This is a genomic window from Bradyrhizobium sp. NBAIM18, assembly GCF_020193825.1.
GTDB lineage: Bacteria > Pseudomonadota > Alphaproteobacteria > Rhizobiales > Xanthobacteraceae > Bradyrhizobium > Bradyrhizobium yuanmingense.
Window position 1 is genome coordinate 15,304 of the sequence record NZ_JADYVO010000037.1, and the last position, 16,072, is coordinate 31,375.

Below are 16,072 nucleotides of genomic sequence, written 5' to 3' on the forward strand. Positions count from 1 at the left end.
GGACTATGTCAAGACGCTTTGTGGATGCTCCGCTCGGGTGCTGACGGCTACGCCAGGCTGCAGTCCCGTCGCGCGCCTCAATGTGGCGACAACTTCGCCTGCCTGTTCTGGCAGCAGCTCCGGATAGATGGGAAGAGAAAGGAAATCCCTCGCGAGCATCTCGGTGACAGGGAGATCACCAGCGCGATAACGGAGTTCCGCGTAGGCTCTCTGCAGATGCACCGGAACGGGATAATGAATCCCGGCGCCGATACCGGCATCACGCAACAGCGCCAGCGCCTCATCGCGCCGCTCCGATCTGACCGCATAGACGTGATAGACGTGGCGGGCGTGCGCGGGCGGTCGGGGTCGTGCGAGCGGGAGATCGGCAAGCAGCGCATCGTATCGCTTAGCGAGCGACCGGCGGGCTTCGGTCCAGCGCTCGATGTGGTCCAGCTTGACGTTCAGAACCGCGCTCTGAATTTCGTCCATGCGATAGTTATATCCGGGAATGGCGTGGTCGTATTTCGCCTCCTGCCCCCAATCCCGCAACAGTGACACGCGGCGCGCAAATTCAATCCGGTCGGTGACAAGCGCCCCGCCCTCGCCAAACGCTCCGAGATTCTTGCCGGGGTAAAAGCTGAAGCATCCCAGATCGCCGATCGAGCCCGCGCGGCGTCCGCGGTACTCCGCACCGTGCGCCTGCGCGGCGTCCTCAATGACGATCAAACCGTGGCGACGCGCGATCGCCATGATCGGATCCATGTCGGCCATCAGCCCGTGGAGGTGAACCGGCAGAATGGCCTTGGTTCGCGGCGTCATCGCAGCTTCGATCAAGCCGGGGTCCATCGTCCATGTTACCGGATCGACGTCGACAAATACCGGCCTGGCGCCGCTGTAGAGGATGGCCGCGGTCGTGGCGACGAACGTCATGGATACCGTGATGACTTCGTCGCCGGGCCCGACACCCGCCGCCAGGAGTGCAAGGTGAAGCGCCGAAGTGCCACTGTTCACTGCGCGGCAATGGGCGGTACCGCAATAATCCGCGAAGCGTCGCTCGAAGGCCGTGACCTCGGGCCCGAGCACGAAGTGCCCGCTGCTGACGACCCTCGCCACCGCGGCGTCGATTTCCGGCTTGATCTCGCTGTATTGCGCTTTGAGGTCCAGGAAGGGTATCAAGATTCAGAACCTTGGATTGGAGCTGAATTATATCGACTATTAAATCTCATTAACAAATATAATCAAGCATTAAAATAGAGAATATATATTAGCAATAATACTATCTGCAAAGCGCCTCTGATGAGACGCGAATGCCCGCAACCATGTGTTCAGTGGTGGAGAGAACCCGCGCCGGCACTCCGGCGACGACGGCGCCGGGCGGAACGTCCTTCGTGACCACCGCTCCCGCGCCTACGAAGGCTCCCGCGCCGATCGTCACACCGCACAGAATGGTGGCGTTCGAGCCGATGGAAGCGCCCCTGCCGACAAGCGTGCGCTGCAGCGTCCAGTCCGCGGCTTGCTGGGGACGACCACCCACCGTTGTCGCCCTCGGGTGCTTGTCGTTGGTGAACATCACACCATGTCCGACGAACACCTCGTCCTCAATCGTGACGCCCTCGCAGATGAAGCTGTGCGACGATATCTTGCACCGCGCACCTATCTTTGCTCCTGCCTGGATCTCGACGAAGGTTCCGATCCTGCTCTCATCACCGACGGCGCAACCATACAGATTGACCAGATCCGGATGCAGGATACGGACATCACGGCCAAGCTCGGTGTCCTTTATTGGCATGTCAGTTCCCTGTCTCCACAGTCAAAGAACCCTTTACAGCGCCGAGCGTGACGGGAGCAGCCGGGGCGCCATCTCCGCAAGCCCTGCGGCCGCTTGACGAAGGTGCTGCAGCAGAGGATGCCCTGTCGCCATCAGTCCCCACCACCAGCAAAGCGGGCCAACCACAAACGCTGATGCGAGACCTACAACGAGATTGAAAGTTCCTGCCTCGATCAACGCCGCACAGGTGGCTGCGCCCAAGGCGGTCGCCACGGTGGCGACACCGCTCGTTACGACGGCACGGCCAAGTTCGCCCGGCCGCAATGCCAGATGCCGACTGAGATAGTAAATCGCCACTGCCGCCTGGAACGGCAGCGTCAGCAACGCGCACGCCGCTACTGCCTCCACGCCAAAGAAGGACGCACCCAGCAGAGCAAGGAGCGATGGCGGCAACGAGATGAAGGATGAGACGAGCGCGTCGCGCACGCGTCCAACGGCCACGAATATAGGATATGTCAGACACGCAGCGAACAGCGCCAGATTGGCAAGGCAAAGAATGCGCACCAACGGCACGACCTCCAGCCAGGCTCCACCAAGCCAGATCAGAACGATCGGTTTTGCCATGATCGCTATGAATGTGAGAAACGGCCACTGCACGGCGGAAAGCAGTTGGACCGCGTCCAGATAGACCCCCTTCAGATCCGCTCCGGCTGCACGCCTCGACACAATCGCTGGCATGATGATCGGATTCAGCACCTGCGTGACGAGTCTGTCAAAGACCTGGGTCAGGTTTATCGCCCGGCTATAGAGACCTACGGCGGTAAAATCGAGAATCTTCGCGAGAAATAGCTGGGGCGCAAGGTTGTAGAAGATATTGATAACACTGACGCCGCTGGAATACAGACCGAATTTGAGAACATCTCGGTATTCGGACAGCGAAGGACGCAACACACGGAAGTCCCGATACCAGCTCAACAACATGATCATGAGAACGACGCTACCAGCCACACCACCCCAGACCGGAGCCATGTAGCTGAAGTGCAAAAGCGCCAGTCCAATCGAAACCAGCGCTATCGTCACGTTGCTAGCGAGATTGCAGATCGCGAGCGTCCCGAACTGCATGTCACGACGAAACAAGGCGGCCAACGTCCCGGAGACCGGCAGGAGAAGAAGGTTTAGCGCAGAAACCTGGATACCTCGCCTTAGACTCTCCTGCCCAAATATCTGCGATACGACACCGGCCGAGGCGAGCAGGATCAGTGCAACTACGAGTGAGATCACACAAGTGACCGTGAACGCCGTGCGGATGGTCCCCCGCGACAGCTCATGTTTTTGAAGCAGGTAGTTCGCGCCTCCAAACTCCTGAAAAGCGGCTGCGATCACGGCGGCCAGCGCATTGACAACCGCAAAGATCCCGAACTCGCCCGGCGTCAGCAGACGCGACAGCACTGCTGTCGAAAAGAAGAACAGCACAAGGCCCGCATAGCGATCGACAGCGGAGAAAATGAATGAACGCTGCACTGAACTCATCGCGACTCCGTCGCTGGGGCTCGGCTGGCGAACAGACACGGCCAAACCCGCCAATTACGCCGTGACTCGGGCCAGCTCCGGCAGCCTGCGCGGCAACTGCCTGATCTCGACGGGTTTGCCATGTTCCGCGATCGATCGCGAGGCTGCCTCAAGCACCTCGACCACGCGTAGCCCAGACATGCCGCTCGAAATCGGCTGCCCTCCGGTACGCACACAGTCGACGAAATGCTCGACCTCCGTTTGCAGCGCCTCCTTGGGCGAGATATGGGGAGCCCACATGTCACCGGCTCGATATCCGATTCGAAACTGGTGCGCGCTCTCGGGAGGCCTGTCGAGCGTAATTCCCTTGTCGTAGACCTTCACCTTCTCGGTCGGCTCGAGATCGTCATAAACGATCATCTTCCTGCTGCCACCAATGAACGTCTGCCGCACCTTGACAGGCGAGAGCCAGTTGACGCTGACATGGGCGACGCATGCGTTGGCGAAGAACAACGTGATGTGGGCCATGTTCTCCGGCGAACCTGCAATATGGCACGAGCCGGTTGCCGAAACCGCGACCGGCTCTTCATCGAGGATATAGTGGATGATCGAGATGTCGTGCACCGCCAGATCCCAGATCACATTTACGTCTTTCTGGAACAGCCCGAGGCTCGAGCGTGTGCTATCGTAATAATAGATGTCGCCGAGCTCTCTCTTCTGCAGGAGCTCACGAATCTTCTGGACTGCCGGCGTGTAGAGAAAGGTGTGATCGACCATCAGCGTCAATCCGCGCCGGTCCGCCTCCTCCATTAGGCGAGATACGAGCCCCGTGCTCGGCGCTAGGGGCTTTTCGACTAGCACATGCTTGCCAGCCCTTAGCGCGCCCATCGCCAACTCGTAATGGGTGTGCACTGGCGTCGCGATGGCGACTGCATCGACCGCGGAGTCCTTCAGCAGATCGTCAAATCGGGTGGTGGTTGCCACTCCCGGGTAGAGCTGCGTTATGGCGCTGAGCCTGCCTGCGTCTAGGTCGCTGACGCTGACGACGCGGGCGGCAGGGTTCAGCGAGAAATTGCGAACGAGATTGGGACCCCAATAGCCGTATCCCACGACCCCGATACCAAGCTGGCTATCTCGCATACTGACCTCGATCCATTCGGGGGTTTACGCTTCTACTCGTTACGTCCGCGCCGGCATATCTTGCCATATGCCCCGCGTATCGATGACGTCTAGGTGCCGGCGCTCGGCCAAGGGCACCATTTTGAATTCGTCATGGTCGACGAGGAGAACCGCAATCTCGCAACTGCGCAGCGCTTCCTCGATGTTCACGAATGCAACGCGATAATCGGCCAATTGAGGCGGCAGACGGCGCAGATTCGGCTCAACAACCTTGATACGTTCGCCGTATTTCGCCGCGAGATGCGTAGCAATTTCCAGAGCGGGGCTTTCACGCACGTCGTCGACATTTGCCTTGAACGTCAATCCACAGCAGGCAATGTTCGCATAAGGATGATCGTCGATCAGCGCCTCTGTGCGCTCGATGATCTTCTGCGTTTTGGCGTTGTTCACTTCCCGGCTTGTTCGCATTACCCGCGCGAGATCCGGCACAGAATCGATGATGAACCAGGGGTCGACCGCAATACAGTGCCCCCCGACTCCCGGTCCAGGCCGCAAAATGTTCACGCGAGGATGGCGGTTGGCGATATCGATCACTTCCCAGACGTTGATGTCGAACCTGTCGCAAATCATCGAGAGTTCGTTGGCGAATGCGATGTTGGTATCGCGGAAGGCGTTCTCCGTCAGCTTGACCAACTCGGCCGCACGCGCCGTAGTACCGACGCAGGCGCCGCGAACGAACATCTTGTAGAAGCGTTGAGCACGTCGCGTGCAGGTCGGCGTAATTCCGCCGATGCACCTGTCGTTGTTGATAAGCTCGGTCAGGATCCGTCCCGGCAACACGCGTTCGGGACAGTAAGCGACGTAAATCGCTCCGTCCTCCTTGCCGTTGACGCCTATGTGAAGCTCCGGCCTGCGTGCGACGATCCGCTTTGCGATGGCTTCAGTTGTCCCAATCGGCGACGTCGATTCAAGGATGACAAGATTTCCTGGCGCCAGAAGATCCACGATGTTGTCGACTGCGGCATTCACGCTTGCCAAATCCGGGCGGTTTTCGTGATCGATCGGGGTCGGTACTGCGATGATGAACACGTCCGCCGGCTGCGGTTTCCTGGACGTCGTGAGCGCACCGCTCGATACGACCTTGGAAACGAGACCATCGAGATCGGGCTCGGCGATATGAATTTTTCCGGATGCAACCGTGTCGACAACGCGTTCGCTGGTATCGATGCCAACCACCTGCAGTCCACGGCTCGCAATCAGAGCCGCTGTCGGCAGCCCGATATAGCCAAGTCCGATGACATTGATTTTCTGGAATTCAGGCATCGAGAAGAACCTTCACGATCCGCTCGCTCGCGTGTCCGTCACCGAACGGATTGTGCGAACGCGCCATGGCAGCATAAGTCTCGTCATCGTCGAGGAGACGGAATGTTTCCGAAACGATCCTGTCGTAGTCGGCACCGACTAGTCGCGCCGTTCCCGCTTCTACGCCCTCGGGACGCTCGGTCGTCTCGCGCATCACCAGGACCGGCTTCCCGAAAGTGGGTGCCTCCTCCTGGACGCCCCCTGAATCTGTCAGGACCAAATATGACAACGAGAGCAGGCTCACGAAATCCGTGTATTCCTGGGGAGAAATGAGGGCGACCCGCGGATGGTCCGCCAACCGGGACGCAAACAAGTCGCGGACATTCGGATTCGGATGCACGGGAAGCACCACAGCAACGTCCTCCCTGCGCAGGATGGTCTCGAGCGCGTTCACGATATTTGCAACGCCGCCGCCGAAATTTTCCCTACGATGGCAGGTCACCAGGATGATCCGACGGTTGCCGTGACGTTTCTTGATACCGTCCCACCGACTCGAGAGTCCTGGATCGGATTCGACCATGGCTTTCGCGAGGATGAGAGCGTCCACCACCGTGTTTCCGGTCACGTGGATGCGGTCGCCCGCGACATTTTCGGAGCGCAACGCGCGCGCCGCGCGCTCCGTGGGAGCAAAATGTTGATCGGCGATCGAGCCGACGATCTTGCGGTTCACCTCCTCTGGCCAGGGAGCGAAGATGTCGCCGCTGCGCAGACCCGCCTCGATGTGCGAGACCGGTATACGGTGATAGTAGGATGCCAGTGCCCCCGACATGGCTGTCGCCGTGTCGCCTTGGACAATAATCCTGGTGGGCTTCACCTTTTCGAGAAGTTCGCCAATTTGTCCGAGCAGCCGGGCGGTCAGATGATCGAGAGACTGATTGGCCGTCATGACGTTCAGATCAAAATCCGGAACCACCTTGGCAAGCTTCAGGACTTGATCAAGCAGGTGCCGATGCTGTGCCGTCGCACAGATCGTCACGGCGATGTCCTTACCCGCCTCGGCCTTGAGCCGATTGATCACCGGAAAGAGCTTGATTGCTTCCGGCCGGGTTCCCAGAAGGATGAAAAAATGCTTGCGCACGCTTCACCCCCCGATCCGGCTCGGACCAGGAGGGACGGCGCCGGCCGCACCGAGCGGGTTCCGAAACGCCTGCCTCATGAGGGCTTGCGCCAGGATGCCCGCAAACCGCGTGTTCGTCGTGGCGTATCGCCACCACATCCGGCCAGGCTCCTGATAGATGCGGTAGAGCCATTCGAGGCCGAGTTTCTGAATCTGCGGCGGCGCGCGCCGAACGGTGCCTGCCACAATATCGAATGAACCACCTACCCCCATGATGAAGGGAACGCCAAGTTCATCGCGGTGGGCGGCGAGGAAGCGCTCCTTCCGGGGTGTCGGCATGCCGATGAAGAGGCAATCGGCCGCGCTGGATTGGATGTCCCTCACCACGTCATTTTCCTGCTCGCGTTTGAAGTAGCCGTCGTGCGAGCCGGCAAACACGAGTGAAGGATGCTTCTTGCGCGCGGCTTGCATCGCCTCGTGCAGCACGGCGGGAGTGGCTCCCAGGAAATACGGCCTGAAGCCTTCCTGCGCACATACAGCGAGCAACTCGGCGAGGAGATCCACCCCCGCGACCCGCGGCGTCGGCGGAAGCCCCAGCACTCGAGCGCCCCAAACAATCCCCATGCCGTCGAGGCCGACGACATCGCTGTTGGCGACATCAGCCGCGAGCACCGGATCAGATCTCATATTCACGAATTTCGCGACGTTCAGCGCCACGTGTTGCAGACGTCGCCGACTGCGCATGGCCCCGCGCGCAAGATCGACGGTTTCCGCCATTGTCAGCAGGTCGACAGGGCATCCCAGAAATGAGGCGCGCATCGGAACCGACCTCCCAAAATTCTACTCGTTTAATGTTTGCTTTTAAGATTATTATAGAGATAGTAACGACACAACATTTAATTGCAAGATTTAAATCTGACAATATTCGCATGCGGTGAATACAGGATCTCCACGCAAGGTCGCGCGGGTCGTAGACGAAGCCGGAATTAAATAGAGGAATTAACTGATGATTTCAGTCGTAATTCCCCACCTCAACCAGCCCGATGCGCTGGAAGCCTGCTTGCGCAGCCTGGATGCACAGACCCTCGCTCGGGACGCGTTCGAGATCATCGTGGTGGACAACGGCTCGGCAACGCCCCCAATGGATGTCGTTGCCGGTCATCCCGGTGTACGGCTGGAGCATGAACCGCGTCCGGGGCCCGGCCCGGCGCGAAACGCAGGCGTAGCTGCTGCCAACGGCGAGATCCTCGCCTTCATCGACGCCGATTGCAGGGCCCATCAGGATTGGCTGAGCAGCGTAATGAAATGGTCTTCCCTGTCTCCAGCTGGCACTGTTCTCGGGGGCGACGTCCGCATCTGGCGGCCGGACGATGCGGAGCTTGACGCCATTGCGGCTTACGAAAGCGTGTTCGCTTACCGCTTTAAGCTCTATATCGAGCGCCACGGATATTCTGGCACTGGCAACATGGCGGTGTTTCGCCGCGACTTCGACCGCGTCGGCCCTTTTGCGGGCATTGATGTCGCCGAAGACATGGAATGGGGGGAGCGCGCGTTGCGCGTCGGCCTTCGATTTCGCTACACCCCTGAAATGATCGTCTTCCACCCGGCCCGGGGCTCTCTCCAGGAGCTCTACACCAAATGGGACCGACACATCGCGCACTACCGCAACATGGCGGAAGGCAAACCCATCTGGCGCTTGCGCTGGCTCGCGCAAGCGTTGCTCGTCTTCGCATCACTCGCGCCGAACGCTGTGACCGTGCTGACCAGCGATCGCCTGCACGGTACCGGCGTTCGCCTCAAGGCCATCGCAGTGTTGTGTGCCGTCCGAGCGCACCGCGCCCTCACGATGCTCTCGCACCTGCGAGGCCGAAGGGCGGTCGCCTGGAATCGCTAGCGCAACGCCGATTCCGTCAGGCGCCGAAGGCACCATTGTGGGTCAGCTCCGGCAGGTCGGCACGCCGGCCGAACGACCACAGAATCCAGCCCAGTTCGTAGCTTCGGCACTCGAACCGAACCTCCACGTCAGTGCCGTCGATCAGCCGCTCCTCGCTTCCGAGCCAGGCGTTCCTGAGTGCGCGCGCGACCCGCGGCACCTTGGTCGTCAGTTCACCTTTGCGAACCTGCGAACGGAGGGTCAGGCTCAGTTCGGGCACGAGCATGGCCCGGCCCAGCTGGTTATGGCCAAGCACCCAATTGAATCCCTTGACCAGGGCATCCCGCGCCCCCCGCTGCCCAAAGCGCTCGGCCCATTCCAGCAGTGCCGGAGCCATCCCATACTGATGGACCGAATAGACCTCATAGAAATCAAGAACGCGACCGCTCTGCGCGTCGAAAAACCAGGGCCACTCGCCCTGTGGGCCTTGAAGCGCAACCAGATTCCGCACACAGGTGTCGGCCATGACAAGCGCGGACGGATCGCCGGCGAATTCGCCAAATTGATAGCAGGCGATTGAGAGATAGGTCTGCGTCGCAAATGTCGAGAAGCGCCGCCGAAAGCCGAACGGCGCATCGAAGAACAATCCCGATCCACTGTGAAAGCGGTCCTTCAAGAAACGATAGAGCGGCCGCGCATAGCGTGCCCACTCATTCTCGCCCGCCCTCGCCTGGGCCACGACTCCCGTGAGCAGCATGCCCAGATCTTGCGCCCGGAAGCTCCTCCACCGGGCCTCATCGGCAAGGATGGCTCTCAGCTCGGTTTTGACCGGTTCCGGCATTTCGAGGCCGAGCTCGGCGGCGCTCCATAGCGCCATACCGAACGCGTACTTGCGCACCGGAAGCTTCGTGAGCAGCAACGCGTTGCGATGGAATATTTCGGACAGATCAATCCCATCCGGAATGGCGGCGACGCGCGACATCCCGAGTAGAACGTTGAGGGTATAAAATACGTCGCTGCGTGGGATCGACTCGTTCGGCGAGGTACGTCCATCGAGATGGTAGATATGCGACCACCTGCGGTGTTCGGGTAACCAACAACGTTCCAGCCCGTTGAGTGCATAGTCCACCAGCGGGGAATTGTGCGCGAGCTTACTCGCCGCGGCGGGCACCACGAGCTTCACCCCAAAATTCGGACGAATGATCATGTTAACCGCCCTCTCAAGTCGGATTAATATTCCCGGATGCTTTCATCCAATCCGCGCAGCAATGGATAGAGGAAATAGGAGATCACGGTGCGCTTCCCGACCTTCAATTCGGCCGTCACCGCCATCCCCGGAATCAGTTGAATGCGCTCCGCGGGCAGCCGAAGGTGCGTGTCCGACAAATCGACCAGTACGCGGTAATAGGGAGCTGGCGCGCGGGGCGCACCTTCGGCCTTCGCATCCGGCGAGAACGTATCCTGACTGATGACGCGGACTTCTCCCGTTGCAGTTCCATACTTCTGGAAGGGAAACGCTTCGAACTTGATCCGAACCGACTGTCCGAGCGCCACCTGACCGATATCCCGCCCCTCGATGTTGACCTCCGCCTGAAGCGGCACGTCACGCGGAACCAGGACAAACAGCGCTTCAGCTTCGCGAACCACCGAGCCGACTGTCCGGTTCGCGATATCCAGGACCACGGCATCTGCCGGCGCCTGCAGGACGATCAACTGTCGACGAAGCTCCGCCTTCTTCAATTCCTCTGCTGCGCTATTGCGCTTCGGCAGCGTCTCCACCAGTTCCTGATAGGTGGTGCGACGAAACTCCTCGGCGAACACTTTCTGATCAGCGCGGGCCTTTTCGAGCCGATGGGTACTATCGGCGATACTGCCGCGAACACGCGCCAGATTGCTTTCGACCTCGAGCCGAGCATCGCGAGACAGTAGGAAGTTCAGCCTCGAACCGACCTCCTTATCCATCAGCGTGGTCCGCATCGCTTCAATCGAACGCATTGTGTCGAGCCGCTGAAGGAGAACCGCCTCTTCATTCTGTGCCGCCTTGAGATTGGCTTGCGCGGATGCGATCTGTGCGTCGTAGTTCTGAATCTGCGCCTCGTAGGCGGCTCTCCTCTGCGAAGACAACTTGCCTTGCAGGACTTGATCCGCATTCGTCAGCTCTTTGACGGCATACTCGATTCCATTCAATTCGGCGCTCAGACGATCGATTGACGCATCGAATGCAGCCACTCTGCCGCGCAGTTGGTCGAAATCGGCCTGCGAAAACGTCGGATCGAGGGTGGCCAGAACGTCGCCGCGGTTGACGCGATCACCGGCCTTGACGTGGATCTCGCGTATGACCGACGTTTCCAATGGCTGCACGACCAGGTTGGGACGTGTCGTGGTCAGTTTTCCCTGCGCCGTGACGATCATCTCCACCTGCGAAACGGAAGCCCAGATGACCGCGAAAGCAATCAGTGCAATTACGCCGTAAAGGGTGAAACGCGCGAGCCGCGGTGGCGCTTGCTGCTCGACCTCGGCGGCATCGGACTGGAATTCGGCGATAACTGATGCTCGCCTCGGCCCCGGCCTGAATAGCTTGCGGCGGCGCACGACCGGTCTGGCCGGAACAAGACCGTTCGGCTTCACACCCGCGCGTGATGGCCCTGTCTCCCTCATGCAATCTGCTTCATCTGTTGATTCCACAAATGCCGGTAGATGGTGCATTTCGACAGGAGGTGGTCGTGGCGATCCACATCGACGATTCGGCCGCGGTCCATCACCAGGATCTGGCTTGCTTCCGTCAGCATCGACAATCGATGCGAGACGATGATGACGGTACGCCCTGCCGCCAAACGGCGGAGATTGCGCCTGATGATCATTTCGCTTTCGGAATCGAGGGCACTCGTCGCTTCATCGAGAATCAAGATCCGTGGATTGACGATCAGAGCTCTCGCAATCGCGAGCCGCTGCCTCTGCCCGCCGGATAGGTTCGAGGCATCTTCCTCAAGCATGGTGTCGAAGCCACGCGGCAACCGTTCGATGAACTCGTCGGCGCCTGCAAGCTGCGCCGCAGCGACGACCTCGGCAAAGGTGGCATCGCGTTTCACGCAGGCGATATTCTCGCGAACCGTCCCGCGAAACAGGAAATTATCTTGCAGAACGATTCCAAGGTTTCGGCGCAGATGCGCGAGGTCTAACTCCCTCGAGTCATATCCGTCGATGCGCAGCAGGCCCTGCTGCACCGGATACATGCCCGATATCAACCTTGTGAGAGTCGTCTTGCCGGAGCCACTCCGTCCCACGATCCCGAAGATCGATCCTGGCTCGACGGTGAAGGAGACATCATCAAGCGCCGGCGATCCCTCGGGTCCGTAGCGAAACGAGACACCTTCGAACTCGATTTTTCCGGCAAGGTCAGGCCGTAGCCCATCTTTCCGACCGTCGCGCTCAGGCTTCTGGTTCATCACCTCGCCGAGCATTTTCACCGCAAGAGCTACTTCCTGGTACTCGTGCACCATGGTCACGAGTTGGACCAGGGGTCCGGAGACCCTACCGGCCAACATATTGAAGGCGACCAACGCGCCGATTGTCATTTGGCCGGCGAAGACATCGAGTGCTCCGACGGAGATAATTCCGAGCGTCATGATCTTCTCGAGAAATCCGGTGAGCGCCTGCGCGCCTGCCGAGATCTTCTCGACACCGAATCGCATCGTCACGGACTGCGCGCAGCGGCTATCCCAAACCCTGCTCTGCGCTGGCTCCATCCCAAGCGATTTCACGGTGCGCATGCCGTGAACCGTTTCGACGAGGAGAGCCTGCCGCGCACCTTCCGCTTGGTATAGATCGTACAGTCGTCGCCGAAATGGACCCATGAGCAGGCCGACGACGGCGCCGCTCGCGGCGGTGAAGGCCAGGACGATCAACGTCAATCTGACGCTATAAAGCGCAAGGACAGGCAGGAAGACGAATAGCGAAAGCGCATCGAGGGTCGTCAGAAACAAGCGCCCGGTCAGAAACTCACGGATCCTCGCCGCCTGCTGCATGTGTTTGACCAGGACCCCCGCGGCCATATGCTCGAAAAACGTGACCGGCAGCCCGAGGAGATGACCGAACGTCTTCGTAGCAACGCGAATGTCGACCCTGTTGGTCGCATATAGCAGCAAGTAGCGCCGCAGAAAGCCGAATATCGCGTCAAAGACGAGCGCTACGGCCGCTCCTGCCGCGAGTACGTAAAGGGTGGTGAAGCTCTCGTGAACCAAAACCTTGTCGATGACGAGCTGGAAGAATATCGGGACGACGAGGCCCAACCCATAGAGCAGGATGGCGGCAATGGCGACATCCCTGAACAACCGCCATTGAAGAAGCAGTTCCGGCACGAACCACCGAAGGCCGAAACTCCTCCCACCATCCTGCGTCAATTGCGCTCGCTTGATCAGGATCGTTTCACCGGCCCACTGGGCACAGAATCGGTCGCGGTCGACGACTAAGATTTCGTGCTTGCGGTCGGCGAGCGGGTCGAAGATGTTGACGACCTCGGTGCCGTCAGCTCGCCGTCCCGCACCAAGGACAACGATCCAGTTGCCATTGGCGAGCCTCACCAGCGCTGGATAGGCCTCTCCGAGACGGATCAGCGCGCCCCAATCCAGCTTCGTGCTCCTCGCGCGCAGGCCTGCATCCTTCGCCATGCGCAACAAGAGATTCAACGAGAGCGGGCCGGCCACCGCATAGGCGTGCTTCAAGCGCTCGACCGGCAGATCTATGCCATGGTGACCGGAAACCTTGGACAGGCATTCCAATGCAGTCTGCGTTGACAATCCGGGCGCGGGCGCGTCCACAACCTGGTCCTTCGCGCCGCCAGCAGCGTCGATTTCAGCGGAAATTCGAAGAGACATTCAGAGACCGTGTGTTGGGCGCGAGCGCATCACGTACTCCCGACGCACCATTGTGCGATTCAGCTGGCTGATTCCGCCGGACCACGCCCGCATCAACCAGGCCCTGAAGCGCCTTTTGCATCACGTCGACCGAATTGGCGAAGGCTTCGACCGAAAAGATCAGCCGTTGGGAAAACACGCGTTTCGGGGCGTTGTTGGCGTCACGCTCTGTCGGTGAAAGACTGACCAGATCGATGCGGACGATGGTTCCGCTCACGGTAATTTCTTCGATTCCATCGGTATAAAGTTCGGCGTGCATCTTTACGTCTCCTATGCTGCTAGCTGCGGTCTGAAAACAACATCTACGCCATAGCTCGTTGAGTTGTAGGTGTTGGTCGGGAATAGGCTATCTGTCCCGTATGCAAACACACCGTTCCCGCTGATCGATCCCGAGGATGGGGCCGTCAGAGGTCCGTTGGTAATTGCGTTGGCGAGCAGGCCTGGATCGGCTGCGTAGTTCCCGGCAGTGTGATAGGAGGCTATGTATGTGGTTTCCGGCATGATCGTCACGGGCGTCGCGAAATTGACCTGCTGCCAGCCGTCCGCCGTCTCGTTGGTAAAGGCCGCAGTTGCCAGCAACGTCCCTGTGCTGCTCCAAAGATCTGCAACGTGAGCGCCCGTGTTGGTTGGCCCCTTGTAGAAGCGAATGCCGATGATATCGCCCGGTGTCGACGTCTGGAATTTGAGGCCCAGCTCCACAGACCTAGGATCATTGGCCGCCACAATGCTAGGCTCATGACTTGCGCTAAACAGGCGCACAGTCGTTGAAGACGCAGCATTCACGTCGAGGGCGACGGATGCGCTGGCGGAGCCACCTTGGCCATCGGAGATGCTGTAGTTGAACGATGCCGGCCCCGTGTAACCGGTCGTCGGTGTGAAGATCACACTGTTACTTTGGGCGTTGTAGCTGGCGACACCGTTCACACCACCGCTCGCGCCCGTGATCGTAAGCGTATTGCCGTCCGGATCGGTATCGTTGGAAAGCAGTGCCGAGGCCGGGATCCCGAAAGGCACGTTCTGCGTGGCGTCGAAGCCGCTGTCGTTCGCGGCGACGGGTGACCGGTTGGGGCCGCCGCTCGAGCTGTTGAACACGACATCAACCCAGTAATTGCTCGCGTTATAGGTATTGGTCGGGAGCAAATTGCTCGTTCCATAGGTGTAGAGGCCGTTGATGTTCGCGGGAGCCGTGAGCGGCCCATTGGTGCGAGCTGCGGTGAAGTAGCTGGTGGTGGAGGCGTAGTGGCCGTTGCTGTGATAGCTTGCGACGTAGGTGGTGCCGGCTGTGATGGACACCGGATTGCTGAACGTGACTGTCTGCCAACCGCTGCTGCTCTCGTTCGTGAAAGTCGCGGTCGCCAGCAGCGCGCCGGTGCTGCTCCACAACGAGCCCGTATGGGTTCCGGGATCATTCGCGCTCTTGTAGTATTTGATTCCGGTAATCGTGCCTGCCACGGACGACGTGAATTGCATTCCGAGGTTGACTTGGGAAGTGTCAGACCCCGATCGGATCGCCGGAATATCGGTGGTAGAGAATAGGCTCACGGTCGAAGGAACCGCCGAAACTGCGATATTGAATGTCTCGCTGCTCGTGAGGTTACCGAGATCGGCAGCGGACACCGTGACGCTGAACGTGCCAACGTCCGCGGACGTCGGCGTGCCGGTAAAGGTTCGGGTCGATGGAGTGAACGTGAGCCAGGCCGGAAGCCCTGAACTGCCAGCGGTTGCGCTGTAGGTGAGCGAGTCGCCGGCATCGACATCGGTAAAGGTGCCGGCGGGTAGCGTTAGCGAAAACGCCGAGCCAACGGTCGCGGCCTGGTTGCCGGTCTGGATTGCCAGGACCGGCGCGTCGTTGGCGCCGTGAATGGTGACAGTAAGGGTTGCCGACGATGCCGCGCCCGCGGCGTCGCGCATCGTATAGCTGAAGACGTCGTTCAGCGTATCGGTCGACTGCCGCAAGGCCTGCACGGCTTGATCGTTCTCGTTCACCGTGTAGGTGAAAGCCCCCGAGGCACTGAGCAAGAGCGTGCCGTGCGCGCCCGCGAGAGGCGTCTGGAACGTCCCGCTGGTCGTGCCAAAGCTGAATGCAGTGACGGTCTTGGTGTCGCCAGAATCGGGATCGGTGTCGTTGGTCAGTACGTTGCCGGTGGCGGGTGAACCGCCAGCGCTGTTGTTGGCGCCGCCCTTCTCCGTAGCACTCGCAGAGTCAGCAACAGCGGTGGGGGACGTATTGTTGGCGGAGGAGGATCCGTTGAAGACGACGTCGACCCAATAGTTCGAGGATCTATAGCTGTTCGTCGGGAACGCGCTTCCAGATCCATAGGCATAGACCCCGTTGGCGCCCGCCGGTGCCGTCAACTGGCCATTGGCAAGCGACGTCGCGAAATAGTTCTGGGTACCGGAATAATTGCCGTTGGTGTGATAGGACGCGACGTACGTGGTCCCTGCCGTGATCGCGACCGGGGTGGAGAAATTGACCTGCTGCCAGCCGG

At 59.9% G+C, this 16,072-nt stretch carries 13 protein-coding genes; 1 reads left to right on the top strand and 12 read right to left on the bottom strand.

The window, feature by feature from the left end:
- Nucleotides 1-3: 3 nt before the first annotated feature.
- From I6F17_RS36310 to I6F17_RS36340, 7 genes are all read right to left on the bottom strand, one after another.
- Nucleotides 4-1,158: a DegT/DnrJ/EryC1/StrS family aminotransferase gene (locus I6F17_RS36310; protein ID WP_225129116.1), complete on the bottom strand. Its 1,155-nt coding sequence runs from the start codon at nt 1,156-1,158 to the stop codon at nt 4-6.
- A 100-nt stretch (nt 1,159-1,258) separates the two neighbouring features.
- Nucleotides 1,259-1,771 carry an acyltransferase gene (locus tag I6F17_RS36315; protein ID WP_036045202.1) on the bottom strand — a complete coding sequence of 171 codons (513 nt, stop codon included), beginning with the start codon at nt 1,769-1,771 and terminating at the stop codon, nt 1,259-1,261.
- Between the two features lie 33 nt (nt 1,772-1,804).
- Nucleotides 1,805-3,280 (bottom strand): oligosaccharide flippase family protein, encoded by a 1,476-nt coding sequence (locus tag I6F17_RS36320; protein ID WP_225129113.1) that lies wholly within the window; start codon nt 3,278-3,280, stop codon nt 1,805-1,807.
- A 54-nt stretch (nt 3,281-3,334) separates the two neighbouring features.
- A complete protein-coding gene (locus tag I6F17_RS36325; RefSeq protein ID WP_036045204.1) occupies nt 3,335-4,399 on the bottom strand; it encodes a Gfo/Idh/MocA family oxidoreductase in 1,065 nt (354 codons plus the stop codon).
- A 39-nt stretch (nt 4,400-4,438) separates the two neighbouring features.
- A complete protein-coding gene (gene wecC / locus I6F17_RS36330; RefSeq protein WP_036045206.1) occupies nt 4,439-5,701 on the bottom strand; it encodes a UDP-N-acetyl-D-mannosamine dehydrogenase in 1,263 nt (420 codons plus the stop codon).
- Entirely contained in the window at nt 5,694-6,818 is a 1,125-nt protein-coding gene (wecB, locus tag I6F17_RS36335) for a UDP-N-acetylglucosamine 2-epimerase (non-hydrolyzing) (protein WP_036013612.1), read from the bottom strand. Before wecB ends, wecC begins: the two co-directional genes overlap by 8 nt.
- A gap of 3 nt (nt 6,819-6,821) precedes the next feature.
- A complete protein-coding gene (locus I6F17_RS36340; RefSeq protein ID WP_225129112.1) occupies nt 6,822-7,616 on the bottom strand; it encodes a WecB/TagA/CpsF family glycosyltransferase in 795 nt (264 codons plus the stop codon).
- Between the two features lie 187 nt (nt 7,617-7,803).
- On the opposite strand from I6F17_RS36340, the gene I6F17_RS36345 reads away from it, so the two are divergent.
- Entirely contained in the window at nt 7,804-8,691 is an 888-nt protein-coding gene (locus I6F17_RS36345; RefSeq protein ID WP_036013610.1) for a glycosyltransferase, read from the top strand.
- A gap of 16 nt (nt 8,692-8,707) precedes the next feature.
- Here the strand turns inward: I6F17_RS36345 and I6F17_RS36350 are convergent, their stop codons facing one another.
- From I6F17_RS36350 to I6F17_RS36370, 5 genes are all read right to left on the bottom strand, one after another.
- Complete coding sequence (locus I6F17_RS36350; protein WP_225129110.1) at nt 8,708-9,877, bottom strand: hypothetical protein; 1,170 nt, start codon at nt 9,875-9,877, stop codon at nt 8,708-8,710.
- 23 nt (nt 9,878-9,900) lie between these two features.
- Nucleotides 9,901-11,328: an HlyD family type I secretion periplasmic adaptor subunit gene (locus I6F17_RS36355; protein ID WP_225129108.1), complete on the bottom strand. Its 1,428-nt coding sequence runs from the start codon at nt 11,326-11,328 to the stop codon at nt 9,901-9,903.
- On the bottom strand, nt 11,325-13,544 hold the full coding sequence (locus I6F17_RS36360; RefSeq protein ID WP_225129106.1) for a peptidase domain-containing ABC transporter: 2,220 nt from the start codon (nt 13,542-13,544) through the stop codon (nt 11,325-11,327). Before I6F17_RS36360 ends, I6F17_RS36355 begins: the two co-directional genes overlap by 4 nt.
- Entirely contained in the window at nt 13,522-13,842 is a 321-nt protein-coding gene (locus I6F17_RS36365) for a hypothetical protein (RefSeq protein WP_036013607.1), read from the bottom strand. The genes I6F17_RS36360 and I6F17_RS36365 overlap by 23 nt, the downstream gene beginning before the upstream one ends.
- Nucleotides 13,843-13,853: 11 nt before the next feature.
- Nucleotides 13,854-16,072 (bottom strand): DUF4082 domain-containing protein (locus tag I6F17_RS36370; RefSeq protein WP_225190473.1); only part of this gene is annotated, 2,219 nt, incomplete at its 5' end.